This window comes from Streptomyces mutomycini (assembly GCF_001700505.1).
In the GTDB taxonomy this organism is placed as follows: domain Bacteria; phylum Actinomycetota; class Actinomycetes; order Streptomycetales; family Streptomycetaceae; genus Streptomyces; species Streptomyces mutomycini.
On record NZ_MAPV01000031.1, the window covers coordinates 63015 to 88872 of the forward strand.

The 25858-nt window shown below is 69.9% G+C and carries 22 protein-coding genes, 1 tRNA gene and 1 pseudogene; 13 read left to right on the plus strand and 11 right to left on the minus strand.

The features are described from left to right. Positions 1–33: 33 nt before the first annotated feature. Positions 34–1074: a selenide, water dikinase SelD gene (selD, locus tag BFF76_RS04725; protein WP_065847314.1), complete on the minus strand. Its 1041-nt coding sequence runs from the start codon at positions 1072–1074 to the stop codon at positions 34–36. 56 nt (positions 1075–1130) lie between these two features. Here selD and BFF76_RS32855 point away from each other — a divergent pair. From BFF76_RS32855 to BFF76_RS34380, 4 genes are all read left to right on the plus strand, one after another. Next, a tRNA-Sec gene (locus BFF76_RS32855) sits at positions 1131–1224 on the plus strand. 23 nt (positions 1225–1247) lie between these two features. After that, a complete protein-coding gene (selA, locus tag BFF76_RS04730; RefSeq protein WP_079122317.1) occupies positions 1248–2567 on the plus strand; it encodes an L-seryl-tRNA(Sec) selenium transferase in 1320 nt (439 codons plus the stop codon). Positions 2568–2569: 2 nt separating this feature from the next. Then, a complete protein-coding gene (gene selB / locus BFF76_RS04735) occupies positions 2570–4357 on the plus strand; it encodes a selenocysteine-specific translation elongation factor (RefSeq protein ID WP_065847316.1) in 1788 nt (595 codons plus the stop codon). Positions 4358–5074: 717 nt separating this feature from the next. Further along, entirely contained in the window at positions 5075–5191 is a 117-nt protein-coding gene (locus tag BFF76_RS34380; protein WP_275935654.1) for a sigma factor-like helix-turn-helix DNA-binding protein, read from the plus strand. Positions 5192–5361: 170 nt separating this feature from the next. Here BFF76_RS34380 and BFF76_RS04745 read toward each other — a convergent pair whose 3' ends face one another. Further along, positions 5362–5670, minus strand: a complete 309-nt coding sequence (locus tag BFF76_RS04745; RefSeq protein ID WP_234316759.1) for an STAS domain-containing protein — start codon at positions 5668–5670, stop codon at positions 5362–5364. Between the two features lie 401 nt (positions 5671–6071). Between BFF76_RS04745 and BFF76_RS04750 the strand changes: the two genes are divergently transcribed. Then, the gene (locus BFF76_RS04750) at positions 6072–6398 is read left to right on the plus strand and encodes a GYD domain-containing protein (RefSeq protein WP_031093958.1); all 327 of its coding nucleotides are present in this window, start codon (positions 6072–6074) and stop codon (positions 6396–6398) included. Between the two features lie 49 nt (positions 6399–6447). Here the strand turns inward: BFF76_RS04750 and BFF76_RS30945 are convergent, their stop codons facing one another. Continuing rightward, positions 6448–7902, minus strand: coding sequence for a serine/threonine-protein kinase (locus BFF76_RS30945; protein WP_079122308.1), 1455 nt, complete (start codon positions 7900–7902; stop codon positions 6448–6450). 348 nt (positions 7903–8250) lie between these two features. Between BFF76_RS30945 and BFF76_RS04765 the strand changes: the two genes are divergently transcribed. The 7 genes and pseudogenes from BFF76_RS04765 to BFF76_RS04790 all read left to right on the plus strand — a co-directional run bounded on the left by BFF76_RS04765 (position 8251) and on the right by BFF76_RS04790 (position 14223). Continuing rightward, positions 8251–8670: an FKBP-type peptidyl-prolyl cis-trans isomerase gene (locus BFF76_RS04765; protein WP_053931277.1), complete on the plus strand. Its 420-nt coding sequence runs from the start codon at positions 8251–8253 to the stop codon at positions 8668–8670. 296 nt (positions 8671–8966) lie between these two features. Then, positions 8967–9692 (plus strand): annotated as a pseudogene (locus tag BFF76_RS04770) (salicylate synthase); the annotation flags it as partial. Positions 9693–9867: 175 nt separating this feature from the next. Then, positions 9868–11433, plus strand: coding sequence for a DHA2 family efflux MFS transporter permease subunit (locus BFF76_RS04775; RefSeq protein WP_065847320.1), 1566 nt, complete (start codon positions 9868–9870; stop codon positions 11431–11433). 80 nt (positions 11434–11513) lie between these two features. Then, positions 11514–12143 (plus strand): TetR/AcrR family transcriptional regulator, encoded by a 630-nt coding sequence (locus BFF76_RS04780; RefSeq protein ID WP_065847376.1) that lies wholly within the window; start codon positions 11514–11516, stop codon positions 12141–12143. 45 nt (positions 12144–12188) lie between these two features. After that, the gene (locus tag BFF76_RS30950) at positions 12189–12644 is read left to right on the plus strand and encodes a nuclear transport factor 2 family protein (protein WP_079122311.1); all 456 of its coding nucleotides are present in this window, start codon (positions 12189–12191) and stop codon (positions 12642–12644) included. 97 nt (positions 12645–12741) lie between these two features. Further along, complete coding sequence (locus tag BFF76_RS04785) at positions 12742–13449, plus strand: HEAT repeat domain-containing protein (protein WP_065847322.1); 708 nt, start codon at positions 12742–12744, stop codon at positions 13447–13449. A gap of 360 nt (positions 13450–13809) precedes the next feature. After that, the gene (locus BFF76_RS04790; RefSeq protein WP_244167221.1) at positions 13810–14223 is read left to right on the plus strand and encodes a hypothetical protein; all 414 of its coding nucleotides are present in this window, start codon (positions 13810–13812) and stop codon (positions 14221–14223) included. Positions 14224–14309: 86 nt separating this feature from the next. On the opposite strand, the gene BFF76_RS04795 is transcribed toward BFF76_RS04790, so the two are convergent. From BFF76_RS04795 to BFF76_RS04830, 8 genes are all read right to left on the minus strand, one after another. Next, positions 14310–14888, minus strand: coding sequence for a DUF3885 domain-containing protein (locus BFF76_RS04795; protein WP_244167222.1), 579 nt, complete (start codon positions 14886–14888; stop codon positions 14310–14312). 259 nt (positions 14889–15147) lie between these two features. Next, positions 15148–17739, minus strand: coding sequence for a glycoside hydrolase family 9 protein (locus BFF76_RS04800; protein WP_065847378.1), 2592 nt, complete (start codon positions 17737–17739; stop codon positions 15148–15150). Between the two features lie 236 nt (positions 17740–17975). Continuing rightward, positions 17976–20762, minus strand: coding sequence for a glycosyl hydrolase (locus tag BFF76_RS04805; protein WP_065847326.1), 2787 nt, complete (start codon positions 20760–20762; stop codon positions 17976–17978). Between the two features lie 449 nt (positions 20763–21211). Then, positions 21212–21490 carry a protealysin inhibitor emfourin gene (locus BFF76_RS04810; RefSeq protein WP_065847328.1) on the minus strand — a complete coding sequence of 93 codons (279 nt, stop codon included), beginning with the start codon at positions 21488–21490 and terminating at the stop codon, positions 21212–21214. A 10-nt stretch (positions 21491–21500) separates the two neighbouring features. Next, entirely contained in the window at positions 21501–22532 is a 1032-nt protein-coding gene (locus tag BFF76_RS04815; protein ID WP_065847330.1) for a M4 family metallopeptidase, read from the minus strand. A gap of 257 nt (positions 22533–22789) precedes the next feature. After that, complete coding sequence (locus BFF76_RS04820) at positions 22790–23224, minus strand: hypothetical protein (protein ID WP_065847332.1); 435 nt, start codon at positions 23222–23224, stop codon at positions 22790–22792. 19 nt (positions 23225–23243) lie between these two features. Then, positions 23244–24686 (minus strand): tyrosinase family protein, encoded by a 1443-nt coding sequence (locus BFF76_RS04825; protein ID WP_167359470.1) that lies wholly within the window; start codon positions 24684–24686, stop codon positions 23244–23246. Positions 24687–24913: 227 nt separating this feature from the next. Continuing rightward, positions 24914–25111, minus strand: a complete 198-nt coding sequence (locus tag BFF76_RS04830) for a hypothetical protein (RefSeq protein WP_065847336.1) — start codon at positions 25109–25111, stop codon at positions 24914–24916. A gap of 120 nt (positions 25112–25231) precedes the next feature. Here BFF76_RS04830 and BFF76_RS04835 point away from each other — a divergent pair, with 120 nt between their 5' ends. Then, entirely contained in the window at positions 25232–25825 is a 594-nt protein-coding gene (locus BFF76_RS04835) for an SMI1/KNR4 family protein (RefSeq protein ID WP_065847338.1), read from the plus strand. The last annotated feature ends 33 nt before the right edge of the window (positions 25826–25858 follow it).

Consider the following 25858-nt stretch of genomic DNA (forward strand, 5'->3'; position numbering starts at 1 on the left):
CCCCGCCCGCGGACCCGCGGCCGTCCACAGCGCTCAGCGGATCACCAGCGTGGTGCCGGCCACGGCGGGAACCAGTTCCCCGATGACCGGATGTCCAGGCACCTCGCCGGCGACCAGCAGCCCGCCGGAGGTCTGTGCGTCGGCGAGCAGGTGCAGTCGGTCCTCGCCCGCCCGTCCCGCGTCGAGGTGCGGGCGCACCCATTCGAGATTGCGCAGGGTGCCGCCGCTGACGTACCCGGCCCGCAGGGACTCCCGGGCGCCGTCGAGCAAGGGGACGGCGGCGGCGTCCACCACGGCCGTGACGCCGCTGGCCCGGGCCAGCTTGTGCAGATGGCCGAGCAGCCCGAATCCGGTCACATCGGTGGCGCACACGGCGCCGGCCTCCAGGGCGGCCGCAGCGGCCTTGTCGTTGAGCGCCGCCATGGAGGCGACGGCGTGCGCGAAGACCTCACCGGTCCGCTTGTGACGGTTGTTGAGTATCCCGACGCCCAGCGGCTTGGTCAGGGTCAGGGGCACACCCGGCCGGCCGGCGTCGTTGCGCAGCAGCCGGTCCGGATCCACCAGGCCGGTCACGGCCATTCCGTAGAGCGGCTCCGGGCTGTCGATGCTGTGGCCGCCGCCGACGAAGCAGCCGGCGCCGCGGGCGACTTCGAGCGCACCCGCCAGGACCTCCCGGGCCAGCTCCGCGGGCAGTACGTCACGGGGCCAGCCCAGCAGGTTGAGCCCGACCACGGGCCGTCCGCCCATCGCGTAGACGTCGGACAGGGCGTTGGCCGCGGCGATCCGGCCCCAGTCGCGGGCGTCGTCGACGACAGGCGTGAAGAAGTCGGCTGTCGAGACCAGGGCGGTGCCGTCACCGGTGAGCACCACCGCGGCGTCGTCACCGTCGTCGAGTCCGACCAGCAGCCGGTCCTCGGCGCCGCCCGGGGCCTGTCCGGAGTTCCGGGGCGGCAGCAGTCCGGCGACCATCGCCTCCAGTTCCCCCGGAGGGATCTTGCAGGCGCAGCCGCCGCCGTGCGCGAACTGGGTCAGCCGGATGGGCGTGGCCGGTCCGGCGGGGCCAACTGACGTCATAGGGCGATCATTTCACCTCTTGCCCCAGCAGTGTGCGGGGACCACAATCTTGCTCCGGAGGCGTTGGGCGGGCTGGTGCCCCTCCCGATCTTCAAAATCGGTGTGGTCCGGAAACCGGGCCAGGCGGGTTCGATTCCCGTCCGCCTCCGCTGACTTCGACAGGGGTGGCGCGGGTGGCGGACGAGACGGACGAGTCGTCTGCGGACATCCGGCGGCAGGTGCCGAGTACCACGGTGCTCCTAGGCGACCCGCGACTGAGCGAGGCGTCCGCACGGCTGGGCAGGCCCATCGTCAAGGCCGCGGTCGGCACCGCCCAACAGCTCGTACGCGAAGGACGGATCGGCCCGGGCGACGCGGTCCACGCCGCACTTGCCGCGCTCCCCGCACACACGGCCGGACTGAGACCCGTGCACAACGCCACCGGCGTCGTACTGCACACCAATCTGGGACGTGCCCCGCTGTCGCCGTCCGCACTGGAGGCGATGGCGGCGGCAGGCGGGTACACGGACGTCGAGCTGGACCTCGGCACCGGCAGACGGGCGCCACGCGGCCGCGGCGCCATGGCCGCCCTGCGGGAAGCGGTGCCGGCCGCGGAAGAGGTGCACGTGGTCAACAACGGAGCCGCCGCCCTGGCCCTGGCGGCGGTGACGCTGGCCCCGGGGCGCGACATCCTGCTCAGCCGGGGCGAGTTCGTGGAGATCGGCGACGGCTTCCGGATACCCGAACTGCTGGCCTCCTGCGGCGCCCGGATACGCGAGGTCGGCACCACCAACCGGACCCGTCTCGGCGACTACGCGGACGCCGCCGGCCCGGACACCGGCTTCATCCTCAAGGTCCACCCGTCGAACTTCACGGTGAGCGGCTTCACCGGGGGAGTGGGCCCCGGGGAACTGGCCTCGCTGGGCCTGCCCGTCGTCGTCGACATCGGCTCCGGCCTCCTCGCCCCCGACCCGGTACTGCCGGACGAGCCCGACGCGGCCACGGCCCTGCGCGCCGGGGCCACCCTGGTCACCGCCAGCGGGGACAAGCTGCTCGGCGGGCCGCAGGCCGGGCTGGTCCTCGGCGTGGCCGCCGTCGTGGAACGGATGCGCCGCCATCCGCTGGCCCGAGCCCTGCGCGTGGACAAGTTCACCCTGGCCGCGCTGGAAGCGACACTGCGCGGTCCCGAGCCTCCCGTGCACGCAGCCGTGCACATGCCGCTGCCGCAACTGCGCATCCGCACGCTGCGCCTGGCCGAGGATGCTGCCCGCCGAGGTCTGGACGCGCGCGTCGTACCCCACGAGGCGGTGGTCGGAGGAGGCGGCGCGCCCGGGACCGTTCTGCCGTCCTGCGCGCTCAGCATCCCCGACGACCTGGCAGAACCGCTGCGCACCGGTGAACCGGCCGTGCTCGGGCGGGTGGTGCGCGGCCGGTTGCTGCTGGACCTCCGGTGCGTACCGCAGGAGTGCGACAGCGACATCCTCGCGGCGGTGCTGCGTGCGGCGGGGCGGTGATCATGCGGGTCATCGCGACGGCCGGGCATGTCGACCACGGCAAGAGCACACTGATCCACGCACTGACCGGCACCCACCCCGACCGGCTGGCGGAGGAGCGGCGCCGTGGCCTGACCATCGACCTGGGCTTCGCGTGGACGGATCTGCCATCGGGCGCACGGCTGGCATTCGTCGACGTACCGGGACACGAGAGGTTCGTGCCCACCATGCTGGCCGGCGTGGGGCCCGTGCCCGCAGTGCTGTTCGTCGTCGCCGCCGACGGGGGCTGGATGCCCCAGTCGGCCGAACACCTCGCCGCCGTGGACGCCCTCGGCGTACGGCACGGACTGCTCGTCGTCACCCGATGCGACGTGGCCGACCCCGGTCCGGCCACGGCGCAGGCACGGGACCGGATCCGGGCCAGCACCCTCGGCGACGTCGAGGCCGTGGCCGTCAGCGCCCGCACCGGCGCGGGACTCGGCGAACTGCGCGCCGCCCTCGACCGGTTGGTCGCGCGGCTGACGGACGGGGACGCCGAATCCCCGGTGCGGCTGTGGATCGACCGGTCGTTCACCGTGCGCGGCAGCGGGCTGGTGGTCACCGGCACCCTCGGGGCTGGGCGGATCCGCAGGGGCGACGTCCTGGTGACCGCCCGCTCCAGCCGTCCCGTACGCGTCAGGGGGCTGCAGGCCCTCGGCGAGGAGACCGGCCTGGTGCGGGCCACCGCCCGCGTCGCAGTCAACCTCCGAGGCCTCGACAAGGAGTCGACAGGCCGTGGTGACGCCCTGCTCACACGCGACAGCTTCCTCCCCTGCCTGCACTGCGACGTGCGCGTACACGGCGGAACGCCTGCCTCGGAACTGCCCCGCACCGCTGTCGCCCACATCGGCTCGGCGGCTGTGCCCGTACGCGTACGGCCGCTCGGTGCGGATACCGTCCGGCTGACCCTGTCGGAACCTCTGCCGCTGCGCATCGGTGACCGCGCGGTGCTGCGGGATCCCGGCCTGCGGCGGGTGCTCGCCGGTCTGACGGTGCTCGACCCCCAGCCACCGGAACTGCGGCGCCGTGGCTCCGCAGCACGGCGGGCGGCCGACCTGGGCGAAGCCCACGGCACCCCGGGCGAGGCGGACGAACTGCGGCGCCGACTGCTGGTCAGACGCGAGGAGTTGACCGCGATGGGGGTGGCCGTCCACACTGCCCCGGTCGCGGGCGACTGGCTTGCCGACCCCGCCCACTGGACCACCCTGCGCGCCCGGCTTGCCGAACTGGTGGCGGCGTACCTCTCCGAGCGGCCCACCGAGGACGGCATACCGGTGGAGGCCGCCCGGCATCGTCTGGGACTGCCGGCCGTCTCCCTCGTGGAGGCGCTGGTCACGCCGCCCCTGCGGATGAGTCGCGGGCGTGTGACCGCCGGGCCCGCGGACCAGCCCGCCCCTGTGGCGGACGCGGTGCGCCGGCTCACCGCTGAACTCGACGGTCGGCCCTTCGCCGCTCCCCACGCCCAGCGGCTCGCGGAACTCGGCTTCGGCCGCCGAGAGCTCGCCGCGGCGGTCCGCCACGGAGCGATACTGCGGCTCGCGGAGCACGTGGTGCTGCTGCCGGACGCCCCCCGGCTGGCAGCCGACCGGCTGAGGGAACTCGACCAACCGTTCACCGTGGGAACGGCGAGCCGCGCCCTGGACACCACCCGACGCGTCACCGTTCCCCTGCTGGAGCACTGCGACGTTCAGGGCATCACCGAGGTGCTTCCTGACAAGCGCCGCCGGTGCGCGCACCGGCGGCGGCAGGCGTCGGTCACCGCATCACGCTGATCGCATGTACGCCGGCCCCACGGAGGAGGCGTATTTCCGTGGCGGACGCTCGAGGGGCCGGCTCTCGGTTACGGGAGAGGGGTGCCTCCCGTGGCGTGCCACAGGGGCCGCCGCAGACCCAACCGGGTTCAACCATGGCTGCGCCGTGACCGTGCTGCGACGACGCCGAGTACCGCGCCGACAGCCAGTACGCGGCTGCTCCGACCAAGGCGTACACAGCGCCCGCCCTGACCAGTGCGCCGGACAGCGGAGTGCACGGCGCCCCTGGCGCCGACGCCGCGCGGGCCACGTGGCGCGGAAGGAGCGTGCACTTGCTGCACGCACCGTCAATGCCGTGGTCCGTCCGCGCAGGGCGGAACAACGGGTACACAATGCGGCCGAGCGCGCATCGTCGGTGGGGGGTACAGGGGGTGACTGTGGATCACGGGTGCCGTCTGGAGTGGTCGGGACCTTCCACTTCGTGCCCGGAAGGAAGAGCACACCTTGACCCGTTCTGGCAGGTGCGATCAGTTGCCACCGAGTGGGATTGCTTCTCGTGGGCGAACCCGTAGTGGCGCTCACGCATCGCAGGAGACTCGGTATGCTCCTCGCCCTCGTGCGCATGTCGTTCATGGGATGGCGGCCGTCAAGCTCGCGAGGGATCGCTCGCCTCCGCCGCGCGTCCGCCGGCCCCAGGGCGCGGACGGTGCGTCAGGCCGCCGGGTCCGGCGCGCGGACGTGCGCACAACGGAGTCGGCCGAAGCGGCGGGGATACGCATGCGGCGCGTCCTGGCCACGCTGGAGGACCGCGAGCGAGACATCATCGAACTGCGCTTCGGCCAAGAGATGACCTGAACGGCGACTGCCGTGGGCTCTCCCAGATGAACGTCTCACGCCTGCTCACCCGCATACTCGCCAAGCTCCGCGAAGGCATGTTCACCCAGAACTGACAGCCACCCCCGGCCCAGCGGCCACAGCTGAGACTGCGCTGCACCTGGGCCACCCGGTCCCAGCCGGGCCGCGGGCTACTCGTCACGGCTCAGAGCTTCCCGGGCGGCATCGACACTCGGGTGCACCCGCAGTATCTGGCCCGCCCCTGTGACTTCCAGCAATCGGCGTACAGGGGCGGAGGCTGCGGCGATGCGCAGGGGAGCGGCCTGGTTGATGCGCAGAAGCAGGTTCAAAAAGGAGGAGTCGGCGAACGTCACCCCGCTCGCCTCCAGCACAATGGCGTCGTGGTCGGTCGCAGCCCGTTCGAGACCTTCCTGCAACGGGCGGGCGGACTCGCTGTCCAATTCGCCCTCGGCAACAACAAGGGCAATAGCGAGCGGCAAGTCTTCTCCAGAGGTCGGCGGATGTTGCAGCCCCCCGGTTGAGGCACACACAACCCTGAACAGTTACCGAACGCAAGTGCGACACGCGGCTTCCGGTCGCCACCCGGGACAGGGAACATCGCCGGGCTTTGCGCCAGGGCTGATGCGTTCTCAGGTTGTGAGATGAAGTAGCTCGCACGCGTGGGCAGGGTGTGACCGGTAGTGGTCACGCGGACCGGACCGTACGCGGACGTCTCAGCCACCTTGTACGAAGCAGGGCCAGAGCGCCCGGGTAGGTCGCTCACCCGTTGGCTGTGGCCGTGCCGATCATCGTCCCCAGCCGTTCGGGGGACACGCGGGCCACATCCGGCGCGATTCCCGCCCCGCCGGGGCATCCCTTGGTGCAACGAAAGGGAGACATGATGCCGCTCTATCTATCGAGGTTCAGCTACACACCGGAGACTTGGGCGAGGCTGATCGTCCACCCCGAGGACCGCGCAAAGGCCGCTCAGGCGTACATCGAGTCCGTCGGCGGGAAGCTCCACGGCTTCTGGTACGCCTTCGGCACGCACGACGGCTACAACCTGTGGGAGGCCCCCGACAACGTGTCCATGGCCGCGGTTGCGCTGGCGATTAGTGGAGGCGGCGCGCTTGGCTCGTTCGAGACGACAGTTCTCCTGACCGTCGATGAAACCATGGATGCCCTGCGCGAAGCCGAACGAGTCCAGTACCGGGCGCCGGGCGCGTAGCGGCCCTGGCTCGAGGTCGACGACGTCAGGCGGCGTTCTCTTCGCACTTTCAGTGTTGTGGCGCCCTCCTGTTGGCCTTCTCCTCCTGGGCTTCGTCCGTGACCTCTCCTGCTTTCCTTGCTTGGCCAGGCGGCCTGCGTGGCTTGGCGGTCGGCGTGCCCCCCTGCGTTGTCGTTGCGGATGTGGTTGGTGTGGCTTGCGCAGCCTTGCCTGATGAGCTGTGTGCGCCTCCGTCGACAGCGGATCCTTTTCTCGGGCCTGGAGAATCGGGGCGGACGGTTTGCCCGTCAGTGTGCCGAGAGAGCATGCCGACCGAGGTCGTGGGTTCAGAGGGTGGCGCCGCCGTGGGTGTGGTGCCTGAATTCTTCCGCCCTGCGCTGCCAGAGCGACCCGCCTCTCCCGCGGGGGCGGCGCCGGTAGCCCTGGTCGCGCCTCGGTCACTGTCTTGTGGCGCGGAGCTGCCGGTGACGGAGAGGGTGGTTGCCGTAACGGCGGCGAGTGCGATGGTCGCACCCGCTATGAGGGTGCGACCCCGTGCAGGCGAGGATCGGGGGGCGGCCCGTTTTCCACGGGGCATTGGATTCGTGTGGGTGACCTCGGCCGTCTGCGATGACCCTTCGCTGCCGATGAGGCTGGTGGTGGACGCCGACGGTCCAGGTGCGATGTGCGCCTCGTCGACCAGCGACATCAGAGTATGCGCGCAGTGACGAGCTGTTGGACGGTTCTGTTCGTCCAGGCCTGTCATGTCTCGCAGCAGATTGCTCAGTTGTTCCGGCAGCCAGTGAGGCAGAACGGGGCTCCGGTGCAGTCGTGCGATCGCCGCTTCAAGGGGGCCACCGTCGTACTCGAGCCTCCCTGTGAGGCATTCGAGGAGCACCAGACCAAGGGCGTATATATCGGCGGGCCGGCCAACAGGCTCGCCGAGGACCTGCTCGGGAGCGAGGTAGGCCGCGGTGCCGATGAGCGTGCCAGTCGCGGTGTGGGAGGTGGTGTCCAGCAGCCGGGAGATGCCGAAGTCCGCGAGATGGGGCCGGTTCCTGGCATCCAGGAGAATGTTGGACGGCTTGACGTCTCGATGGACGATTCCTGTTTCGTGTGCGTGAGCCAACGCATGAGCGAGGTCCGCGCCGATTGCAGCAGTCGCTTCGGGTGGTAGCGGTCCCTCAGCGATGCGGGTCTTCAGTGTGTCACCTTGGATCAGTTGCATGACCAGGAAGGCACGTCCATCGTGTTGCCCGGCGTCGTAGGCGGTGACAAGCCCAGGATGGTGCAGCCGGGCCAGGATCACCGCTTCGCTGTGCCAGGTCTCCTCCCTGCCGATACCGATGCCGGCGTCGGGACGGAAGATCTTGACCGCTACCGGTCGTCGCAACCGCAGATCGAAACCTCGGTGGACGTCCGCAGCACCGCCTGAGCCGAGAAGCTTGTCCAGGCGGTACCGGCCGCCCAGCACCTCGGCGGAGCACCGGGAAGCTGTGGCCTGAGCAAAGTCACGAAGCCTCATTCCCTCTCCCCTGCATCGAAGGGCCGATGCCCTCGGCGAGCCGCGACCGACGCGCCTGGGAACGCGGGTACCCGCTAAGAGCTGGAATACCCACCTTCTCGCCGGCAGAGGGGCTCAAGGCTGACGCACGTACGCGAGGAGGCACGGTTGACTGACGGGATGGAGAGGAAATCGTGCATGACCTGGACGAGGGGCCATCGACACGCACCCGAGACTCGGCCCCGTGCCCGCGGCGCCCGGAATCCTTGGAGCACGGGTATTGCCGTAGCGTGATCGCCTGCCGCATGGAATGTCCATGTGACCGGTCTGCCCGTGCGAGGGATTCCGGTGGCGAGCGATGGGACCGTGATGACCGAACTGACGAAGCCCAGAATCGAGGTTCCGGAGGGTGTCGCGACCACCGAGTTGACGATCCGGGACCTCGTGATTGGGGACGGGCCCGAAGCACAGCCGGGCAGGGTCGTCCAGGTTCACTACGTTGGGGTCACGTTCTCGTCCGGAAGGGAGTTCGACTCCTCCTGGGAGCGGGACCGGCCGTTCAAGTTCGCCGTGGGCGGCGGCAAGGTCATCAAGGGCTGGGACCGGGGGGTGAGGGGAATGAAAGCCGGCGGCCGGCGCGAGATCATCGTTCCCCCGCGTCTCGGTTACGGCAGCCAGTCACCCTCTCCGTTGATCCCGGCGGGCTCGACGCTGATCTTCGTCGTGGACCTGCTCACGGTGGTGGGCGGGCCCGCCGGAGCGAGGCCCGGCTTGACCGGCTCGGCCTGAACCTGGAGCTCCTGAGGGGCTGGGGGTCCTGTCGCTCCCACGTAAGGACAGAGGCACTCATCGACAGACACCTACTCAACCCATGGCGCGTGAGGTGACGGCCTGCCCAAGGTGTGCCCGGTCCCGGATTCCGCCACAGGGAGACCAGCGGGCCAGCGGATGTGTCGGCTCCCGGCGACCCTGGTTGTCTCAACGGAGGCGGGTGGATACCAATACGGTCGTCCAGATCCGGGTCACCGGCACACACAGGGGCGGGCAGGTGATGAGCAACCTGTGCGCTGGGGCAACTACGACGACCAGTTCCTGAACAGCTACGGCGACCGAAGACCTACCTGGCCGGGCGCTCGGTCTACTCGCCCGCCAGGTCTTTCCTGTTCGACCTCGGCGGCATGGAGGCCGCGGGCTTCAGCCCCGAAACCGTCGTGGAGGTGTCGGCGGACGGCCATGTGTCCACCCAGCCGCTGGCGGGCACCCGGGCGCTCAGCGGGGACGCCGTCGAGGACGCGGCTCGGCGCGCGGAACTCCTCACTGACGCCAAGGAGATCTACGAGCACGCGATATCCGTCCAGGTCGCATGGGGCGAGATGGTGCAGGTGTGCCGCGAGGGCTCGGTGCGGGCCGAGGAGTTCATGACCGTCAAGGAGCGCGGCAGCGTCCAGCACATCGCTTCCCGGGTGAGCGGTGAGCTGTCGTCCCTGGACCGCGGTCCGTGGCCGGCGCTTGCCGCCGTCTTCCCCGCGGTCACCGCGTCGGGCGTACCCAAGCAGGCCGCGTACCGGGCCATCCGCAGCCTGGAGCAGGGGGTGCGCGGGCTCTACAGCGGGGCGGTGCTCACGGTCGGCAGTGACGGGTCGCTGGACGCTGCGCTCGTGCTGCGCACGGTCTTCCGGCAGCACGGGCGGACCTGGCTGCGGGCGGGCGCCGGCATCGTCGACCAGTCGCTGCCCGAGCGGGAGTTCGAGGAGACCTGCGAGAAGCTGCGGAGCGTCTCGCGCACGCTGGTGCGGGCGCAGGGGCGGTAGCGGCCGGACGGAGGCCCCGGCGGCAGCCACTCAACCTTTACGGGACTGTTCGACTTGTGTCGCGCTCCGCGTTACGCTCAACCCGAACAGTGGTGTTCAAGTTAAGGAGCATGTCGTGACTGCAGCGTCGCCCCCGCCCCCCACAGGCACCCCGCCGGGAGCGGCAGGTCACCCTTTGCGCTGGCCGATTCTGGTGGTGCTGTGCCTGAGTCTGCTGATCGTGGGGCTCGACGTCACCGTACTGAACGTCGCCCTGCCCACGCTCATCAACGAACTCGGGGCCTCCACCGGTGAGTTGCAGTGGCTGGTCGACATCTACAGCCTCATGGCGGCCGGCCTGATGCTCTTCGCCGGCAGCCTCGCCGACCGCTACGGCCGCAAGCCGGTCTTCCTCTCGGGCCTGGTCCTCTTCTCCGGCGCCTCCGCCGTCGCCGCGTTCTCCGGCAGCACTGCCCAGCTCATGATCGCCCGCGGGGTCATGGGCGTCGGCGAAGCCCTGATCATGCCCGCTACGCTCTCCATCATCGGCGTCGTCTTCACCGACCCCAAGGAACGGATGAAGGCGATCGGCCTCTGGTCCGCAATGATCGGAGTCGGCCTGGCCATGGGCCCGCTGGTCGGTGGCTGGTTGCTCGGCCAGTTCTGGTGGGGTTCCGTCTTCCTGATCAACGTGCCCATCGGCATCCTCGCTCTGGCCGCCGCGATCAAGATGGTTCCGAACTCCAAGGCGGCCGTCGCCCGACGACTGGACCTGCCGGGCGCCCTGCTCTCCGTGCTCGGCATCGGCACACTCCTCTGGGCGATCATCGAAGGCCCGTCCAAGGGCTGGTCCAGTGCGCCGGTGCTGATCGCCTTCGCCGGCGCGGCGCTGCTGCTGACCGCCTTCCTCGGACGCGAGCACACCGCCGAGGAGCCGATGCTGCCGCTGGGGATCTTCGCCCACCGGCGCCTTGCTGTGGGGAACATCCTGGTCTTCCTCGGGCTGCTCTCCCTGCTCGGGGCGCTGTTCGTGATCGTCCAGTACCTGCAGTTCGTACTCGGCTACGACGCGGGGGAGACCGGGCTGCGCATCGCACCCACCGCCCTGATCATCCTGCTCGCCGCCCCACTCGCGTCCTTGCTGGGCCAGAAGGCAGGAACCCGCTGGCTGGCGGCCACCGGACTCGCGTTCGCCGTGGTCTCCCTGCTGATCCTCGCGACCACCGGAGACGGCGACGGCTACGGTCGGGCGCTGGCCGCGATGCTGTTCCTCGGCTTCGGGGCGGGGTTCATCATCGGTCCGACAAGCGACGCCATCGTCGGGTCCCTCTCCGAGGACGACCTCGGCGTCGGCTCCGCCACCAACAGTGCGGCCGTGCAACTGGGGTCGGCCCTCGGAGTGGCTGTGCTCGGCAGCCTGCTGGCCGGCACCTACCGCAGCGAAGTGACGGACAGCAAGCCCGCGGCCGGTCTTCCGGACGCGGCCCTGGATGTCGCAGGAGACTCCCTCGGAGGTGCCCTCGCTGTCGCCGGCGAGTTGCCTGGCGGGGCGGGGGAGTCGTTCGCCGATCTGGCGCGGTCCGCCTTCGTCTCCGGGATGGCGCCCTCGATGTTCACCGGTGCCGCCGTCGCCGCCGTCGGTATCGTCGTCTCGGTGCTGCTGTTCCCCAAAGGCAGAGTCGGTGACGCGGGCCTCGCGAAGCTGCCGGAGCAGTCCGACGCCGCGTCCGCCAGCAAGCCCGATCCGCAAGTCCATGCCTGACGGGGCGCGGAAGGGGCCCGCCTCAGAGCTACGGCTCGACACGTGGTCCCTCCCCGGAGGGGGTGGCCTACGCTCACATCATGTCCACGCCGTATGAGAAGGTACGCCGGCCCGGCGGCCGTACCCCAGGAGGAGAGCCGCGCCGACGCGCGGACGCGGAGCGCAGCATCGCGTCCATCGTCGCCGCCGCGCTCGATTGCTTCCGCAAGGACCCCAACGTCAGCCTGTCCGCGGTCGCCGGGGCGGCCGGGGTGAGCCGGGTCACGCTGTATGCGCACTTCCCGTCCCGCGAGGACCTGCTCGACGCGGTGCTCGAACACTCCGTCGAGCAGGCGGACGCGGCGCTGCAGAGCCAGATGCTCGATGAAGGGCCGGCCGACGAGGCCTTCTCCCTGCTCGTCCGGTCCGGCTGGCGGGTCCTTGAGCGCCATGCGTTCCTGCTCGCCGCGTCCGAGGGTGTCATCGCCCCGGCCCGGCGCCGCAGGCACCACGAGAAGGTCCTCGCACGGGTGGAGCGGGTCATGCTCCGTGGGCAGGAGGAGGGCGTGTTCCGCACGGACCTCCCGCTGTCCTGGCTCGTGACCACCTTCTACAGCTTGTTGCACGCCGCGGCGGCCGAGGCCGACGCACGACACCTCAAGGTCAAGGACATTCCTGACATCCTCGACAGCACGCTGTCGTCGATGTTGCGGACGCCTGTTTCGTCCTGACGCTCCGTATGAACGGGGCGTCCCGTCCCGACATCGGAGTAGCCCATGCACGCCGACGAACAGCTCGTCCGTGCCTGCCTTGCCGCGATCAGCAAGGCGGACGCGGACGGCTGGCTCGCTTCTTATGCCGACGATGCCGTCTCACGGGACGTGCCCCTCGACTCCGTCTGGAACGGGCGGGCCGAACTGGAGGCCGGGGTGCGCTCCTGGCTGGCCGCGATTCCCGAGACCCGGATGGAGGTGCGGACCGTCTTCGTGGACGACCGGTCCGGGGCCTGCGAGTGGACCATGTCGGGCACGCTGGAGGGCGTGCTCGACGGGCTGCCCGAGCAGCTCGCCGCGTTGGCCAAGGGCAAGCCCTTTCACGATGCAAGGAGTAACCGTGTACCAGTTCTCAAAGGGCGGCCGCATTCAGGAGGAGACCCTCTACTGGGGCTTGGCCGGCGTGCTCGGCCAGTTCGGGCTGCTGCCTCCCCTCTGACGGGGGCCGGGGCACCGTAGGAGGCATGGGCCGAGCCCTGGACCGGACGGTCTTCTGATCCGCCGGTCACGGGCTCGGCCCCGCCACATCGACAAGGTTTCTCACTAGACGCAGGAGGTGGTCCCGATCAACACGAACGGAACCCCGCACGCCCGCCTGATCAACGCTCTGAGCGCCGACGACCCGTCGGTCCGGCTTCGGGCTGCCATGGCGGTCGGCTCGACCCCCGACCCCGGACTCCTGGAGACGCTCGTCGAGCGGTGTGGGGTCGAGCCGGACCTCTTCGTGCGAGACACGCTGTCCTGGGCGCTGATGCGCTACTCGCCGGAGATCACCCTGCCCCGGATTCGTCAGGAACTCGATTCCGATTGCGCCCAGGCCCGCAGCCAGGCGTTGCATACGCTGTCCAAGATCGGCGACAAGGCCGCGTGGGACTGGATCACGCGCGACATGCTGCACGACGCCGACGACGAGACCGCCCGGACCGCGTGGCGCGTCGCGGTCTACCTCGTGCCCGAAAGCGAGGAGAAGGACCTGACAGACGAACTGGTCACGCAGCTCGGCCGTGGCAACCGCAGTCTGCAGCTGAGTCTGAGCCGGGCACTGGCCGACCTCGGCGACGTGGTCGAGCCCGCCCTGGAGAAGGCTGCGGCCGACCCCGACCCGGCAGTGGCTGAGCACGCCGGTGCCACCAGACTGCTCCTGAAGAGCAGGCAGGCCGATCGCGACGCGGCCACCGAGAAGGCGAAGCGAGCCGTCACACCCGCCCCGGAACGAGCGAATGCCGTTACTGCCGCCGAGGCTGAGGGAGCCACGGAGCGCTGACCGGCGATGTGGCCCGCCGTCTTGGGCGCCTTCTGCGGCGCCACTGTGTCAACACTCCATAGAGGATGCCTCCGTCCCCAGGGTCGCGCCCAGTGTCCGAAGGCCGCTGGCCGGCTCCGCGACGAACACCACGTCGCGGACATCCGCCGCGTCCACACCGACTCCGGCTGGATGTGCGGAACCCGTCCAACGCCAGCTGAGGCGGGAAGACGTCGCAGCCGCCCGCTCCACCGTCGAGCGGCTGACGCTCAGGGCCATGACCGGACTCACTGAAGCTTGACGGCTGCCCTGCTCGCCCCGTCCAAGTGTGATCACCGGTAGAGCATCGTCGCGTGTGGCGGTCCACGTACCCTCGGTTCCGTGCCCCGCAATGCGAAGAAGTCCCGTCGGCTGGTCGCCGACGGGCGCGTGTACATGTGGACCATGCGGCACAGCCATCGTGAGGACGGCGGCGGCCGGTCCGAGGGCTGCCGGCAGACCCTCACCCTGTCCCCGCAGCCGGCCGGCACCGGCGGCCCGCTGCGCATCGTGTTCGCCGACGGCCCCGGCCGGTTCGTCCCGGGCGGAGCTCCCCTGGGCTCCGGCGACGTGGGCCTCACTCGGGGTCAGTCCCTGAACCTGCACCAGCCGGGCGCCGTACGGGCCCTGCTCGAGGTGGCGTTGGCCCGCAGGTGGCGGCCGGGGGAGCCGCGGGCGGTCGAAGTCGATGGCTGGACCCTGCTGCAGGAGGCAGGCGCGCGAGCTGGGGACGACGCCCGCGTCGTCGGCCATTGAGGGGGTGACTCCGGTCTCCCCTCGTTGTGCTTCCGTCGGCTGACTTTCCGAGCCTGGAAATTGGGCAGGGTGGTTGTCTTGATCCGTCATAGACCCGACGGGCTGCCGGAAAGCCAGTGGGAATGCCGGTCGCGGGTCCGGTCCCGTTCCTCAGGTGTGGGGAGGAAGACGTCGGCGCCCCCGTCATAGGGATAGTGAATGCGCCGCATCCGAGTGTCGGTGACGAAGACTCCCGCCGCCTTGTCGTCAGCGATGTCACGGAGCAGCTCGTCGAGGCAGCCATGTCGCCAGGGCCGGCGGGCGGCGAAGAGATGGCAGTAGGTTCGGAACTCCGGATCAGGATCGTCCTCCACAACCAGGCTCTGCCAGTAGCCGGCGTCAGGCTGGAACGGTGGAACCTCGGCTTCGGTCGTCCAGACCGATGTGATCACGTACACGTCCCCACCGGCGAACAACTCATCGAGGACCGTGTTGTACCGCCCCAGGAGGACGGCGTACTCGCTCTCGTCCTCTGCGTACCGCTTCGACTCCGGCAGGCTGTGGAAGCGCACCCAGACATCCCGGTACGGATCGCGGAGCTTGTACCCAATGGGCGGGCAGTCGGGCCAACGCCGCTGCCACATTTCCGTCAAGGTCGTCCGCACGCCTCCAAACACCCTCCTCACACGTCCTCTTGGGCATGGATTTCTGTCCACGACCATGATGCCCGGTACCCACCCACCAAGAGAAAGGACTTTCAGGTGGCGGGGGCCGGGCGAGCGAACGGCGCGAGCTCCGTCTGCGGGTAGAGGGGGTGACCGTCGGGCCCGAGGCGTCGTGGACCCGGCGCCGAGGTGTACCGCACAACCGCGCCCGTTACCGGCCCGGGAGCGGCATCCCGCGAAGGATGGCCGCCCCCAGGCTCGTAGCGCACCTGCGTAGCAATCAGCCCGACTTGCAGGCCCGGCCGTTCAGCTTGAACGATCCCGGATCCGGCGCCGGACCCGCGGCGGACGTGTTGAAGCCGAAGTCGACCGCCGACCCCGGGGTCAGGGTTCGGTTCCACGACAGCGGCCCGGCGCTGACCGTGCGGCCGGACTGGTCGAACTCTGCGCTCCAGGTGTGGCTCAGTCGCTGCTCGCCGGACAGCAGCCAGGTCAGCGACCATGGCGAGACCGGCTCCGAGCCCGTGTTCTCGACGCGGACCGTCACCGTCGAGCCGCTGTTCCACGGGTGCGAGGAGTACGTGACCTTGCACGTACGGGCCGGGGCCGCCTGTCCACCCTCGCCCGCGTCGTCCAGGTAGGAGGCGATGAAGGCGAGTGGCGCGTTCCAGTTGATGGTGATCTCGTTCGTCGCCCAGGAGCCGATGTCGTCGATGTAGCACATGGCCGGGGCGCAGCCGCTCAGCTTTTCCACCGCGACCGGATCTCCGGAGGCGGCCGCCGTGAGGTTGGGCCCTCCCGCCACCGAACCGGGGGCCGGGTTCGGCAGAGCGGCATCGTTCTGATGTGCCCAGAAGCGATGGTGCTGGTTGTGGGAGTCCCGCTCGCCGTAGCCGGTGACGTACGACTGGTTGAGGGGGTTGCGGCCGAGCAGGTAGTCGGCGCCCCGCAGTACGGCGTCCTGGTAGGCGGCTTCGCCGGTCAGGTCGTGCGCCGTGGCCAGCACGATCATGTTGTTCAGGACCTGGCTGTTGGACCCCCAGACGTAGTCCTCGTCCTTGGGGGCGTACGGGAGCCCGTACGCCTGCGCGCGGGACTGCGTGGCGTAGCGGTCGGCGGCCGTGGTCACGACGGAGCGGACCTCACCGAGCTGCGCCGATGTCAGACCGTTCGGCACGGTCGCCAGAGTGAGCACGCCGAGTCCGCCGGTGGAGCCCCATGAGATGCCACCGCCCGCCGGGAAGACCGCATCCGTGTCACCGTGCAGGCCGGAGGAGAGCACCGCCTGGCGGTAGGTGTCCTTGCCCGTCGTGGTGAACAGCTCGGCCGCCGCCCAGTAGAACTCGTCCGAGACGTCGTTGTCGCTGTACGCGCCGCCGCCGGTGCCGTCGTTCGGATCGGCGATCACGTCCGGGTGCTGCTTCGCCGCGGCCCACGCGGTCTCCGCGGCCCGCAGGCAGCGCTCCGCGAAGTCCTCGTCGAAGGGGGCGTAGAGCCGGGCGCACTGGGCGGCCGAGGCGGCGAGGTTCAGCGTGGCTGCCGTCGAAGGAGGGTGCAACTCGCGCTGCTGGGGATCGAGATGCGGTTTCAACGGCAGCCCGGTCCACTCGGCGTCATGCATCTTGTGGTGCGCCATCCCTGCCAGCGGCCGGCCGGCCGGGACCTGCATCTTGATCAGGAAGTCCATCTCCCAGCGCGCCTCGTCCAGGATGTCCGGCACCCCGTTGTCGCGCTCGGGTACCCGCAGCTCACCATCGCCGAGCTCCGCCGACTCGGCGTCCGGGGCGGTCAGTGTGCGCTCGTACGTGGACATCAGCTGGGCCACCGAGATACCGCCGTTGACCACGTACTTGCCGTGGTCGCCCGCGTCGTACCAGCCGCCCGACACGTCCAGCCGGTAGTCACAGACCCCTGGCTGGCAGGGGACGTCCGTGTCGCCCTTGTTGGGCGCGACACCGATGTGGCCGGCCGGGCGCGCGTACTCCTCGCCGACGAGGTCCGCCTCGATGGGGGTGCCGCTGCGGTTGTGGTAGAAGTACGCCAGCGCGTCGGAGCGCAGCCCGTCGTACAGGTCGCCGCGGACCGAGAACGGCTCGCTGACCTCGCCGTCGACCTCCACGGTGTAGCCGTCGCCCGCCGTGGTGAGGCCGCTGAAGTCGAAGGTGTGGACCCGCTGGAGCGAGCTGGGGTCCTCGCCCCGCGGAACGGTCTTACCGGTTGCGGCGGTCGAGCCGCCGGAGGCCTTCACCGTCCAGGTCAGCGGCGCGTCGGCATCGGTGACCACGGTGCCGTTCTTGGGGCCGTGAGGCAGGTACCCGACCTGGTTGACGCGGACGGGCGAGCCGGTGTCCGGTACGTAGACGGGCGGTTCGGCCCCGCCCCGCAGCGACACGTCGTCCAGACAGAAGGTCGTCGCCCGCTCACCGCCGCCGATCTGCAGTTGCACCGACGCGGCCGGGAGGTCCACGGAGGCCGTGAATGTACGTGTGACCTGTGTGGCCTCCGTACCGACCGGATCAGCGGTGGCGAGCACCGCCGTGTACGGGTCGACCGCCTCCTGAACCCTGGTCTGGACGGTCAGGGGCACGGCCGAACGGGCCGTGTAGGACAACTCGTAGCTCTCGCCCGCGACGATCGGGACGTCGTTCTGGCCGACGATGACGTCCCAGGCGTTGGATGTGCCGGCGGGGACCTCGGCGCACAGTCGGCCGTCCGACACGGCTGACGGCGCGTTCGCCGTCCACCACCAGGGGGCGGTGCCGGCGGCGAAGTCGCCGTTGGAGATCTGCTCGGGGCCGGGTTCGGCTTCCAGGGCACCGGCTGTGCCGGGCACCGCCAGCGCCGCGGCGAACAGCAAGGCTGCGGCTGACATCCCGAACACGCGTCTCCCGTGCCGGGGGCGGACGCGCATGGGCCGTGCGGGGAGTGGTGAGGCATTCACCGGGAAGGCCTTTCGTCGACAGATGCGGGGCATGGAGGCGGGGGCGCCTCGGACATGGGAGCGCTCCCATTTGCATTGTGGAGGTGGATCGGGCATTCCGCCAGGGTCATGACAGATGCGGCGGGCCCCGGCCTGAGAGGCCCGGGACCCGCCGCACACGGAGACGTCTAGACGTACGGGATCTTCACGACCGCCGCGTCCGTGCCGGTCTGCACCTGGGAGGTGCCGTTGCCCAGCGCGTTCCAGATCTCCAGACGGACGGTGCCGCCCTTGAGGTCGCCCAGGCTTCCGGTCACCGCTGCGGTGCCCGCGGCCTGGGTGTATTCCTCCCACCCCGTGACCGGGTCGGTCGCGAAGTAGCGGAAGGTCTCGGTGCGGTCGAAGGTACCGTCGCCGGTGAGGTCGTAGCTGACCCTGACCTGCGGGGCGAGGCCCACCTTCGTGCCCGCGTCGACCCGTAGACGGAAGGCGGTGGACGTGCCCGCCGCGAGCGTTCCGTCGACCTTCTTGATCTCGTAGACCGTCGGTCTGTACGGCGTGCCGTCCCGGTTGACGCCGTCGGCCGAGGCCAGCGTGTCGGCTCCGGCCGCGCCGTCCGTGGCGGTGGTGAGGGTGCCGCCGGACTTCAGCCGGAAGGTGTTGCCCGTGGACGGACCCGGCTCCTCGGGGTCCGGATCCGGGTCGCCGCCGCCGGTACCCGTGCCGGTGGCCGTCGAGCGGGCGGGTACGGAGAGCGTCGCGCCGTCGGAGAAGGTGACGGTGCGTGCGGTGGATCCGTGATTGTGGGCGCTGTACGTCCGGACGCCGTTCTTGGTGAAGACCGCGGAGGTCGGGATGTTCCCGCTGACCGTCATGTCCGGGGCGCCCAGGCTGTCCAGCGTGGTGATCCAGTGATACGTGTGTGCCTTGGACTCACCCTGCTCAGGGGTGTAACCCGCGTTGCCCGCGTCCCACTTGGCCTTCGCCGCCGCAGGGTCGGCCAGCGACTCGAACTGCCACAGGAGGTCGCGCCATTCGACGGCCGGCCCGCCGTTCTCCCGCTCCATCTCGGCGATGTTCCGCTTGACGGCCGCCTTCTCACGGGCCAGGTGGAGCGAACCACCGGTCACGGGGAGGACGTTGATGCCGTGGATCTCCTCCGGGTTCGCGGTCCACCAGGTGGAGTACGCGCCGCCGCTGCCCCACACCATGCCGACCGTGTCGTGCCCGAACGAGCCCGGGAAGACCTGCTGGTCGGCGTCGAACCAGTACTGCGTGATCGCTTCCGACTCGGTGGTCAGCAGGTAGCTGCCGAGGTCGCGCAGCCCGGTGTCACCCGTCGCCGCGCCCCACAGGACGAGGCCCGCGCTGAGGTTGATGGACTCCGAGGAGGACTCCTGGTTGTTGCCCGCCGCGAAACCCTGGTGGCCGGAGGCCCAACTGTGTCCCGCGTACACGTCGAAGCCGCGCAGGAACGGGTACGCGGTGTCCGTGCGGCTCGGGTTGGCCGCGTCCCGCACCAGGGTCTTGACCATGGCACCCCAGGCGGAGTCCGCGGCCCACGCCTGGTCGTACTGGGCGACGATCGCCGCCGCGTACACGTAGTAGCTGTAGTGGAAGTGGTGGTCGTTGAGCTCGGTGTCGCTGCCGTACGAGGCCGGGTAGCCGGTGAGCGTCTTCCAGTCCTTGTCGTAGCTGAACTCGGCCGCACCGCCCGCCGTGAACCACTCCTGGAGGCGGCCCTTCATCAGGCCGAGCAGCTTGTCCCGGATTCCCGGCTGGCCGATCTGGTCGGCGACGGGCACCAGTTGTGCGAGGCGGCCGAGCGCCTTGCCTGTCCAGTACGTGTCAGTGGCGCCCGAGAACGGGTCGGAGGCGTTCGCCACCTCGTTCAGGTAGCCCGTCAGCCGCGCCTTGTCGACCCCGCCGGCCGCGGGCAGCGCGGGCAGCACGCCCTGGTTCTTCTGGCTGGTGGTGAAGGACGCGGACTCCCGCACCTTCATGGTGCCGCGCGGAGAGACGTACGTGTACGGCGTGAGCGCGTCGGAGGTGTGGAGCCACTGGTGGCGGTACAGCGCCTGGAGCGTGCCGCGTTCGGTGCCCTCCTTGGCCTCCGTGGTCAGGCTGTACGTGGCCTTGACCGTGCCGCCGGTGGACTCCCAGGCCACCTTGGATCCGGTGACGAAACTGAAGGCGTACTTCCGGTAGGTCGCCAGCGCGTCCGTGGACGGCAGCACGGCGAGTGAGAAGTAGTCCTTGCCCCCGAGGCCCGCGGTGATCGTGGAGCCGGAGACGGCCCAGTCGCTGCCGGTCGGGGCGAAGAGGGCGTAGTGGTGGCCGGCGACCGTGACGCCGAGGACGTTGCCGTTGTCCGCGAAGACGGTGGGGGTGCCGGCCGTGGTGATCCGGGCGTCACCGCCGGAGCCCTTGGCGTACACGAAGGGCATGCCGTGCCCGATGGTCGTGCGCAGGGTGCGGGTGCCGTCCGACCAGTAGGGGGTGACCGTCCAGTCGGACCAGTCGTCGGCCTTCGTGTCCGGCGAGTTCAGCCCGCTGAGGCCGACGGTGAGGTCGGCCTTGTGGGCGTACTCGTACTGGCGCCCCTCCCCGACGACCGCGGGCGTGGTCGGGTAGCCGACCTCCAGTCCGCCGGAGGTCGCCTGGTAGGTCAGCGGGTGTCCGTACATCGGGGTGGAGTACGGGTTGTCGCCGTACCGCTGGTAGGCGAGAGAGGACCACCAGTCGTTGGTGGGGACAGGCTTGCCCTTCGCCGACGCCGTGACCTTGGGCGTGACGGGGGCGCCGGTGTTGGTGGTGGGGCCGGAGGTGCCGGCGGGCCGACTGTCGGTGTAACTGCCGGAACCTGCGGGGACGGTGGCGGCTGCCGCCGGGGACGCGGCAGGTCCCAGACCCACGGCGGCCAGGGCGATGGCCAGGATCGTCGCCGCTGCGGGTCTGGAGAGGGAGGCTTGCATGGGCTGCACCTCGTCACGTGGGGGACAGAGAGCAATCTGAGAGCGCTCTCACGTGTCACGGAACGTAAAACCTTTGAAACGTCAGTGTCAATAGAGTTGACACACTAGGGAGTTGAGCGTCACGCAAAGTCGCCATGCATTCGAGACTTGACCGGGGGAGGGGTCCCGGGAGGCGCTCCGGCCATATGTGTGAGGGCCAAGGAGCCGGCGCCGACCGGGCGGACCGCCCGCCACACTTGCGAGTTGTCAGCCACCCGCTACGGCAGACCCGGCTGACGAGAACGGGGTCCGCGCCGTCGACGGTGGGTGCGTGGCCGGCCACGGGCCGGTGGTCGGGTGTACTGGCCGGCCGGTCGCCGAACGAATCGCCCTCGGCCTGTGGTGCGACGCACGCGACGCGAGCCGGTCGCTCGGCGTCCCTGGACTCCCCATGAAAGGGGCTGCCTGACTCAGTAGCCCTCCCCGAGAAGCCGCTCGACCAACTGGAGTTCCATCTCCGTCAGTCCGGGGTCGGTGAACTCATGCGGGGGACGGCCGTCCACGGTCAGCGTGTAGTGGTATGCGTCGGGCGGGCCCGGACCGGCCGCCGGGGGCCGGTTGTCCGGCTCGGCGAGGAGCTGGTGGGCGAGTCGTTCCAGCTCCGCACCGTCGGACCGGCTGGACGTGTCCACCTCGGCCCGGTGGGGCACGCCGAGCATGCCTCCGCTTCTGATCAGCCGGATGCGCATGGCGTGGGGCTCACAGGACGCCGACGGTCCGCCACGCGTCTTCCACCGCGGTCAGCTCACTCCCCGAGTTGTAGAGCTGCTTCGCTGTGTTCGCCGTGGCATCCGCAAATTCGCGGAAGGTGCAGTTCTCGGAGAGCTGCCCGGAGATCATCGTCTCGTACCAGATGCGTCCCGCCTTCTCCCAGGCGAAGCCGCCGATGGCGGTCGCGGTCAGGTGGAAGGCGCGGTTGGGGATGCCGGAGTTGTCGTGAACGCCACCGTTGTCGAGCGCGGTGCGGATATAGCCGCTCATATGGTTCGGCTGGGAGTCCTTGCCGCCCAGCATCGGGTCGTCGAACGCCGAGCCGGGGTCCTTCATGGAACGCAGGGCCTGGCCATGCACCGCCGGGGTGAACAGGCCCGCCCCGATCAGCCAGTCGGCCTGGCCGGCCGTCTGCTGCCGCGCGTACTGCTTCACGAGCGCGCCGAAGACATCCGAGACCGACTCGTTGAGTGCGCCCGACTCGTCCTGGTAGACGAAGCCGGCGGTGTACTGCGTGACCCCGTGAAAGAGTTCGTGGCTGACGATGTCGTGGGTGAGGGTGAAGTCGTTGAAAATGCGACCGTCACCGTCCCCGAAGATCATCTGACTGCCGTCCCAGAGGGCGTTGTTGAACCGGCGACGATAGTGGACCGTCGCATCCAGCGGCAGGTTGGCGTCGTCGATGGAGTGGCGCCCGTAGACGTGTCGGAAGAACGTGAAGGTGAGACCAAGGCTTTCGTAGGCACGGTTGACAGTGCCGTCCAGCGTGGGGGCATCGCCTTCGCCCCTGACCTCGTTGCCGGGCAAGGCCATGCTGTTGTCGGTGTCGTAGACCGTCCGCGTCAGAACGAACTGTGTGGGCCGGGCTGGTGTCGTCAGGCTCGGCGTGTCGATCCGGTTCTGCCGGAAGTCGGCAGCGACGGCGAGCGTTTCCCGGGCGGCCTCGCGGACGTCGGGTTGGTCCGCCTCGGCCAGCTTTTCGAGGATTTTCGGCGGGAGGATGTCACAGACGGGGCGCATGGGGATCCCTCCTTCTCAGAGGGCTGTTCGAGGAAAGCCACCGAGTCCCCTGCGCCGGGGGCTCGGTGCGGGAGCCGTGTGTTCAGGCGGGCAGGAGAAGTTCCATGCTTCTTATTCTGCGCCGGTGGGCGGAGTTGCGCATGTGAAGCGAGGCTTCGCGGGGTCGGCCCCGCCTTCCGCCCCGACCAACTCCCCCTGTCACGGCGGGGTGCCGACGACGCATCCTTTCGTCCGCCGGCGGGACCATGCGCGCGGGATCAGCCGCCCCGCTTGACCGCGAGAAAGCTGGCTGTCTGGCCGGCGGCTGCCAGGTCGGGACCGCTGCCGTGATCCGCCGCGCGCAACACGGTCCCGGCAAGGGTCTGCTGCTGGTTCACCCCCGTCTGCCAGTGCGGGAGGATGATGCCGTCGTACTCGTAGTGGAAGTCCGAGATGGGCGTGTCCGGCTGTCCTTTGCCGGTCAGCGTGAAGTGCACGAGTGATGCGTTCGCGGCCTTCCCGGTGATGTCCATCGCGAGGAAGTCGTCGGGTGCGTCGGAGAAGACCAACGCTCCGCTGATCGCCCCGTCGGGCTCCACCGACAGCCTCAGCTCCAGCTGGGCGAACCGCAGCCGGTTGAAGTCGTCCACCGGTTCCGGCCGGTTGAGGAAGCTCCGGTAGGTGTAGGTTCCGGCCAGGTGTGCAGCGTCCATTCCGGCCTCCGTGTCTCGGTCAGGTGGTGCTCAGGGCGATGCTGCCGATGCGGGGACGCGAGCCGGGCGGCGGCGTCGGCACGGCCGCGAGAGCGAGTGTCTCCTCCCCGGCGCCGGGCGGCGGCGGGCCGAGCGGAGCCGGTGTCACCATGACTGGCGGAACGCCTTCGCCGTCCCACACGCCCAGCTGGCGCAGCTCGGTGAGGTGCTCGGTGATGTCGAACCTGAAGGTGAGCCCTCCACCACCGTGATGGTGGGTGCTGGCGCCGACCGCGCCGAAGAAGTGAACGTGGCCGATGAAGTACGGGCCCTCCGGGTCGAGGTCCTCCTCGTGGTCGGGGCGGGCGCCGACGAAGACCCGGTAGTTCGTCTGGGGTGGTGCGTCGGCGCGTACGTCGTCCATCGTGAGGATGGCGCGGTTCGGCGTCTGCGGTGAGGCGGCCTCCGGCAGGGCCCCGGCGCGGGCACCGGGCTCGGGGGTCAGTGGGACAGTGAGCGCGTCCGGGCCCAGGTCGGTCGGGCCCGAGGTGGCCGCCACCTGCTGCGGCGGGGGCTCGACGCCGGCCGCCAGTATGGCGACCAACCGCTCGGGCGGCTTCAGCCCGACTCCGTCCGTCAGCGACTCGTAGACGTACCCGAGCACATTCTCGGACTGAAGGTCTTCGGACTTGAGCCCGACCTTGTCGCCCTGCGGGTTGCGGAAGGTGTGGGTGAAGCCGAGCCAGTCCGCGTCCGTCGGGTTCGTGTGCTCGGAGTTGCTCGCGATCCAAGCGGCCCAGAGACGGTCGATGTTGGCGTGGTGCAGCCAGAAGATGGGGTCACGGGGTGAGAAGAACTGCGACATCACTCCTCCCACGTAACCGTGGATGAGGTTGTGCGGCTGCCCTTCCAGCAGTCCGGACTGCCCGTTGCCGTGCAGGAGCTCGCTGTCGGTGTACTCGCTGCCGAACTGCGTCACGCCCGTGAAGCGCGGGGCCTGCATGGCCCTGTACGGGTTGGTCTCGGTCCACCCGATGGGTGCTCCCAGGGCGGCACCCGGGCTGCGATCGGGTTCCGCGAGGAACAGCGGGTTGTCGCCGTCGTCGTCGGGCCAGCCCGGGCTGCGGAAGGCGCTCGGCAGGCGACGGCATTCCAGGGATTCCGGGCTGTCCGGGTCGCCGTTCGTCACCCGAGTGTAGTTCCAGTACGGCAGTGCCCAGTCGTCGGGTCCGTCCAGCTCGTTCTGGATGACATCGCGCACGATCTCCTCGAAGCAGAGGATGTAGGCGCGGTGCCAGGGCAGGAAGAACCAGCCACCGTGCGGACAGTTGTTCCATTCCGGGTTGGGGCCGGGGTTTTCCGCTTTCTCGCCGTGGATGTTGGCCTGCCAGAGCCAGCTGTTCGGCTCCGGTTCCGGCCTGTCCCGCATCCGCCGTACCGCTCGCGCGTACCAGAGAAGCTGGGGGTCCCAGGAATCTGTCATCCTCGTCGTATCGCGACGCACTCGAGCAGCTTGGGCCATGGTTCTGCCCTTCCGGTGAAGAGAGTGGCTGCGGCCGCGCCACTCGGCTTCGGCCGAGGCGCGGGCGCAAGGGCGCGGCAGCGGCTGAGGGGCGTGCCGCGCAGCCCCCGAGTGGGGTGACCATTCCAGCATCGCATCGGGTCACGGACCCGCAAGTCAACGGCGCGCGGCCGGAACGGCAGGCGGGGTTAGCGCAGGACCAACAAGCCGCAACGGTGACGGCAGCCGAGCGAGTCGGCCGCGAGGAGCACGGGCGCTGTCGGCAGCGCCCCGGCCAGGTGCCGACGCCGGGCCGGGGTCGGGGCGGTGCCCGCGTTCCGCAACAGCCCGCCCGCGACGACGGCGAGCAGCAGCCGGTGCGTCCACTCCGGCACGAGTGCCCCCAAAGCGACCCAGCCCCTGGGAGTGCACGGTCACGCCGTCACCACGGGAACCGGGGCGGGCAGAGCCACCGTCATGCCCTCGACCAGCCGGTGCGGCACTGGGCCGTCTTTTTCGGATCTTGCATGATGACCGGCATGAACACGGAATTCTGTGACCCAGCCGAGTTGGCCGCCCTCCGCGAGATCTTCGCGTCCCGTCCCGATGCGGTGCCGCCGGCCGGTTGGGAGGCGGTGCGGTCCTTCGAAGCCGAGCACGGCGTCGTGCTCCCGGAGCCGTACCGCACGTTCGTGGCGGAGATCTGCGACGGGCTGCGCGCCGGACCGCCCTACTACGGTCTGCTGCCCCTCGCGATAACGCCCTCGGACTGGGGCTCGGACCGCCCCGAGCGCCTGCTTGCCGAGCCTTTTCCGCTCACAGCGGCATGGCTGTGGGAGGAAGAAGAGGAGGCCGAAGAGGCACTGCCGGGGCAAGAGTTCGAGACCCGGATGGACTCTGTGTTCGGCCACGGCTCACTGTTGCTGGGCACCGACGGCTGCGGCATGTACTGGCACCTGATCGTCACCGGCCCGCAGCGCGGTCACATCTGGCTGATCGACGAGAACGGTGCGATTCCCTTCGGCACCCGACCGGGCACCTCCCTGATGCCGGGCTCGCCCGGTTTCGCGGGGTGGGTGACCCATTGGGCCCAGGGCCGCTCCTGGTTCGCGGATGTGTAGCGAGACGATCAGAAGAAGCGGCCTTGGCGTTTC

Coding starts and splice junctions, on each gene's coding strand:
- selD (WP_065847314.1), bottom strand. CDS start 1,074: ATGACGTCAGTTGGCCCCGCCGGACCGGCCACGCCCATCCGGCTGACC.
- selB (WP_065847316.1), top strand. CDS start 2,570: ATGCGGGTCATCGCGACGGCCGGGCATGTCGACCACGGCAAGAGCACA.
- BFF76_RS04750 (WP_031093958.1), top strand. CDS start 6,072: ATGCCGCTCTATCTATCGAGGTTCAGCTACACACCGGAGACTTGGGCG.
- BFF76_RS30945 (WP_079122308.1), bottom strand. CDS start 7,902: ATGAGGCTTCGTGACTTTGCTCAGGCCACAGCTTCCCGGTGCTCCGCC.
- BFF76_RS04765 (WP_053931277.1), top strand. CDS start 8,251: ATGACCGAACTGACGAAGCCCAGAATCGAGGTTCCGGAGGGTGTCGCG.
- BFF76_RS04780 (WP_065847376.1), top strand. CDS start 11,514: ATGTCCACGCCGTATGAGAAGGTACGCCGGCCCGGCGGCCGTACCCCA.
- BFF76_RS30950 (WP_079122311.1), top strand. CDS start 12,189: ATGCACGCCGACGAACAGCTCGTCCGTGCCTGCCTTGCCGCGATCAGC.
- BFF76_RS04800 (WP_065847378.1), bottom strand. CDS start 17,739: ATGTCAGCCGCAGCCTTGCTGTTCGCCGCGGCGCTGGCGGTGCCCGGC.
- BFF76_RS04805 (WP_065847326.1), bottom strand. CDS start 20,762: ATGCAAGCCTCCCTCTCCAGACCCGCAGCGGCGACGATCCTGGCCATC.
- BFF76_RS04810 (WP_065847328.1), bottom strand. CDS start 21,490: ATGCGCATCCGGCTGATCAGAAGCGGAGGCATGCTCGGCGTGCCCCAC.
- BFF76_RS04815 (WP_065847330.1), bottom strand. CDS start 22,532: ATGCGCCCCGTCTGTGACATCCTCCCGCCGAAAATCCTCGAAAAGCTG.
- BFF76_RS04820 (WP_065847332.1), bottom strand. CDS start 23,224: ATGGACGCTGCACACCTGGCCGGAACCTACACCTACCGGAGCTTCCTC.
- BFF76_RS04825 (WP_167359470.1), bottom strand. CDS start 24,686: ATGACAGATTCCTGGGACCCCCAGCTTCTCTGGTACGCGCGAGCGGTA.
- BFF76_RS04835 (WP_065847338.1), top strand. CDS start 25,232: ATGATGACCGGCATGAACACGGAATTCTGTGACCCAGCCGAGTTGGCC.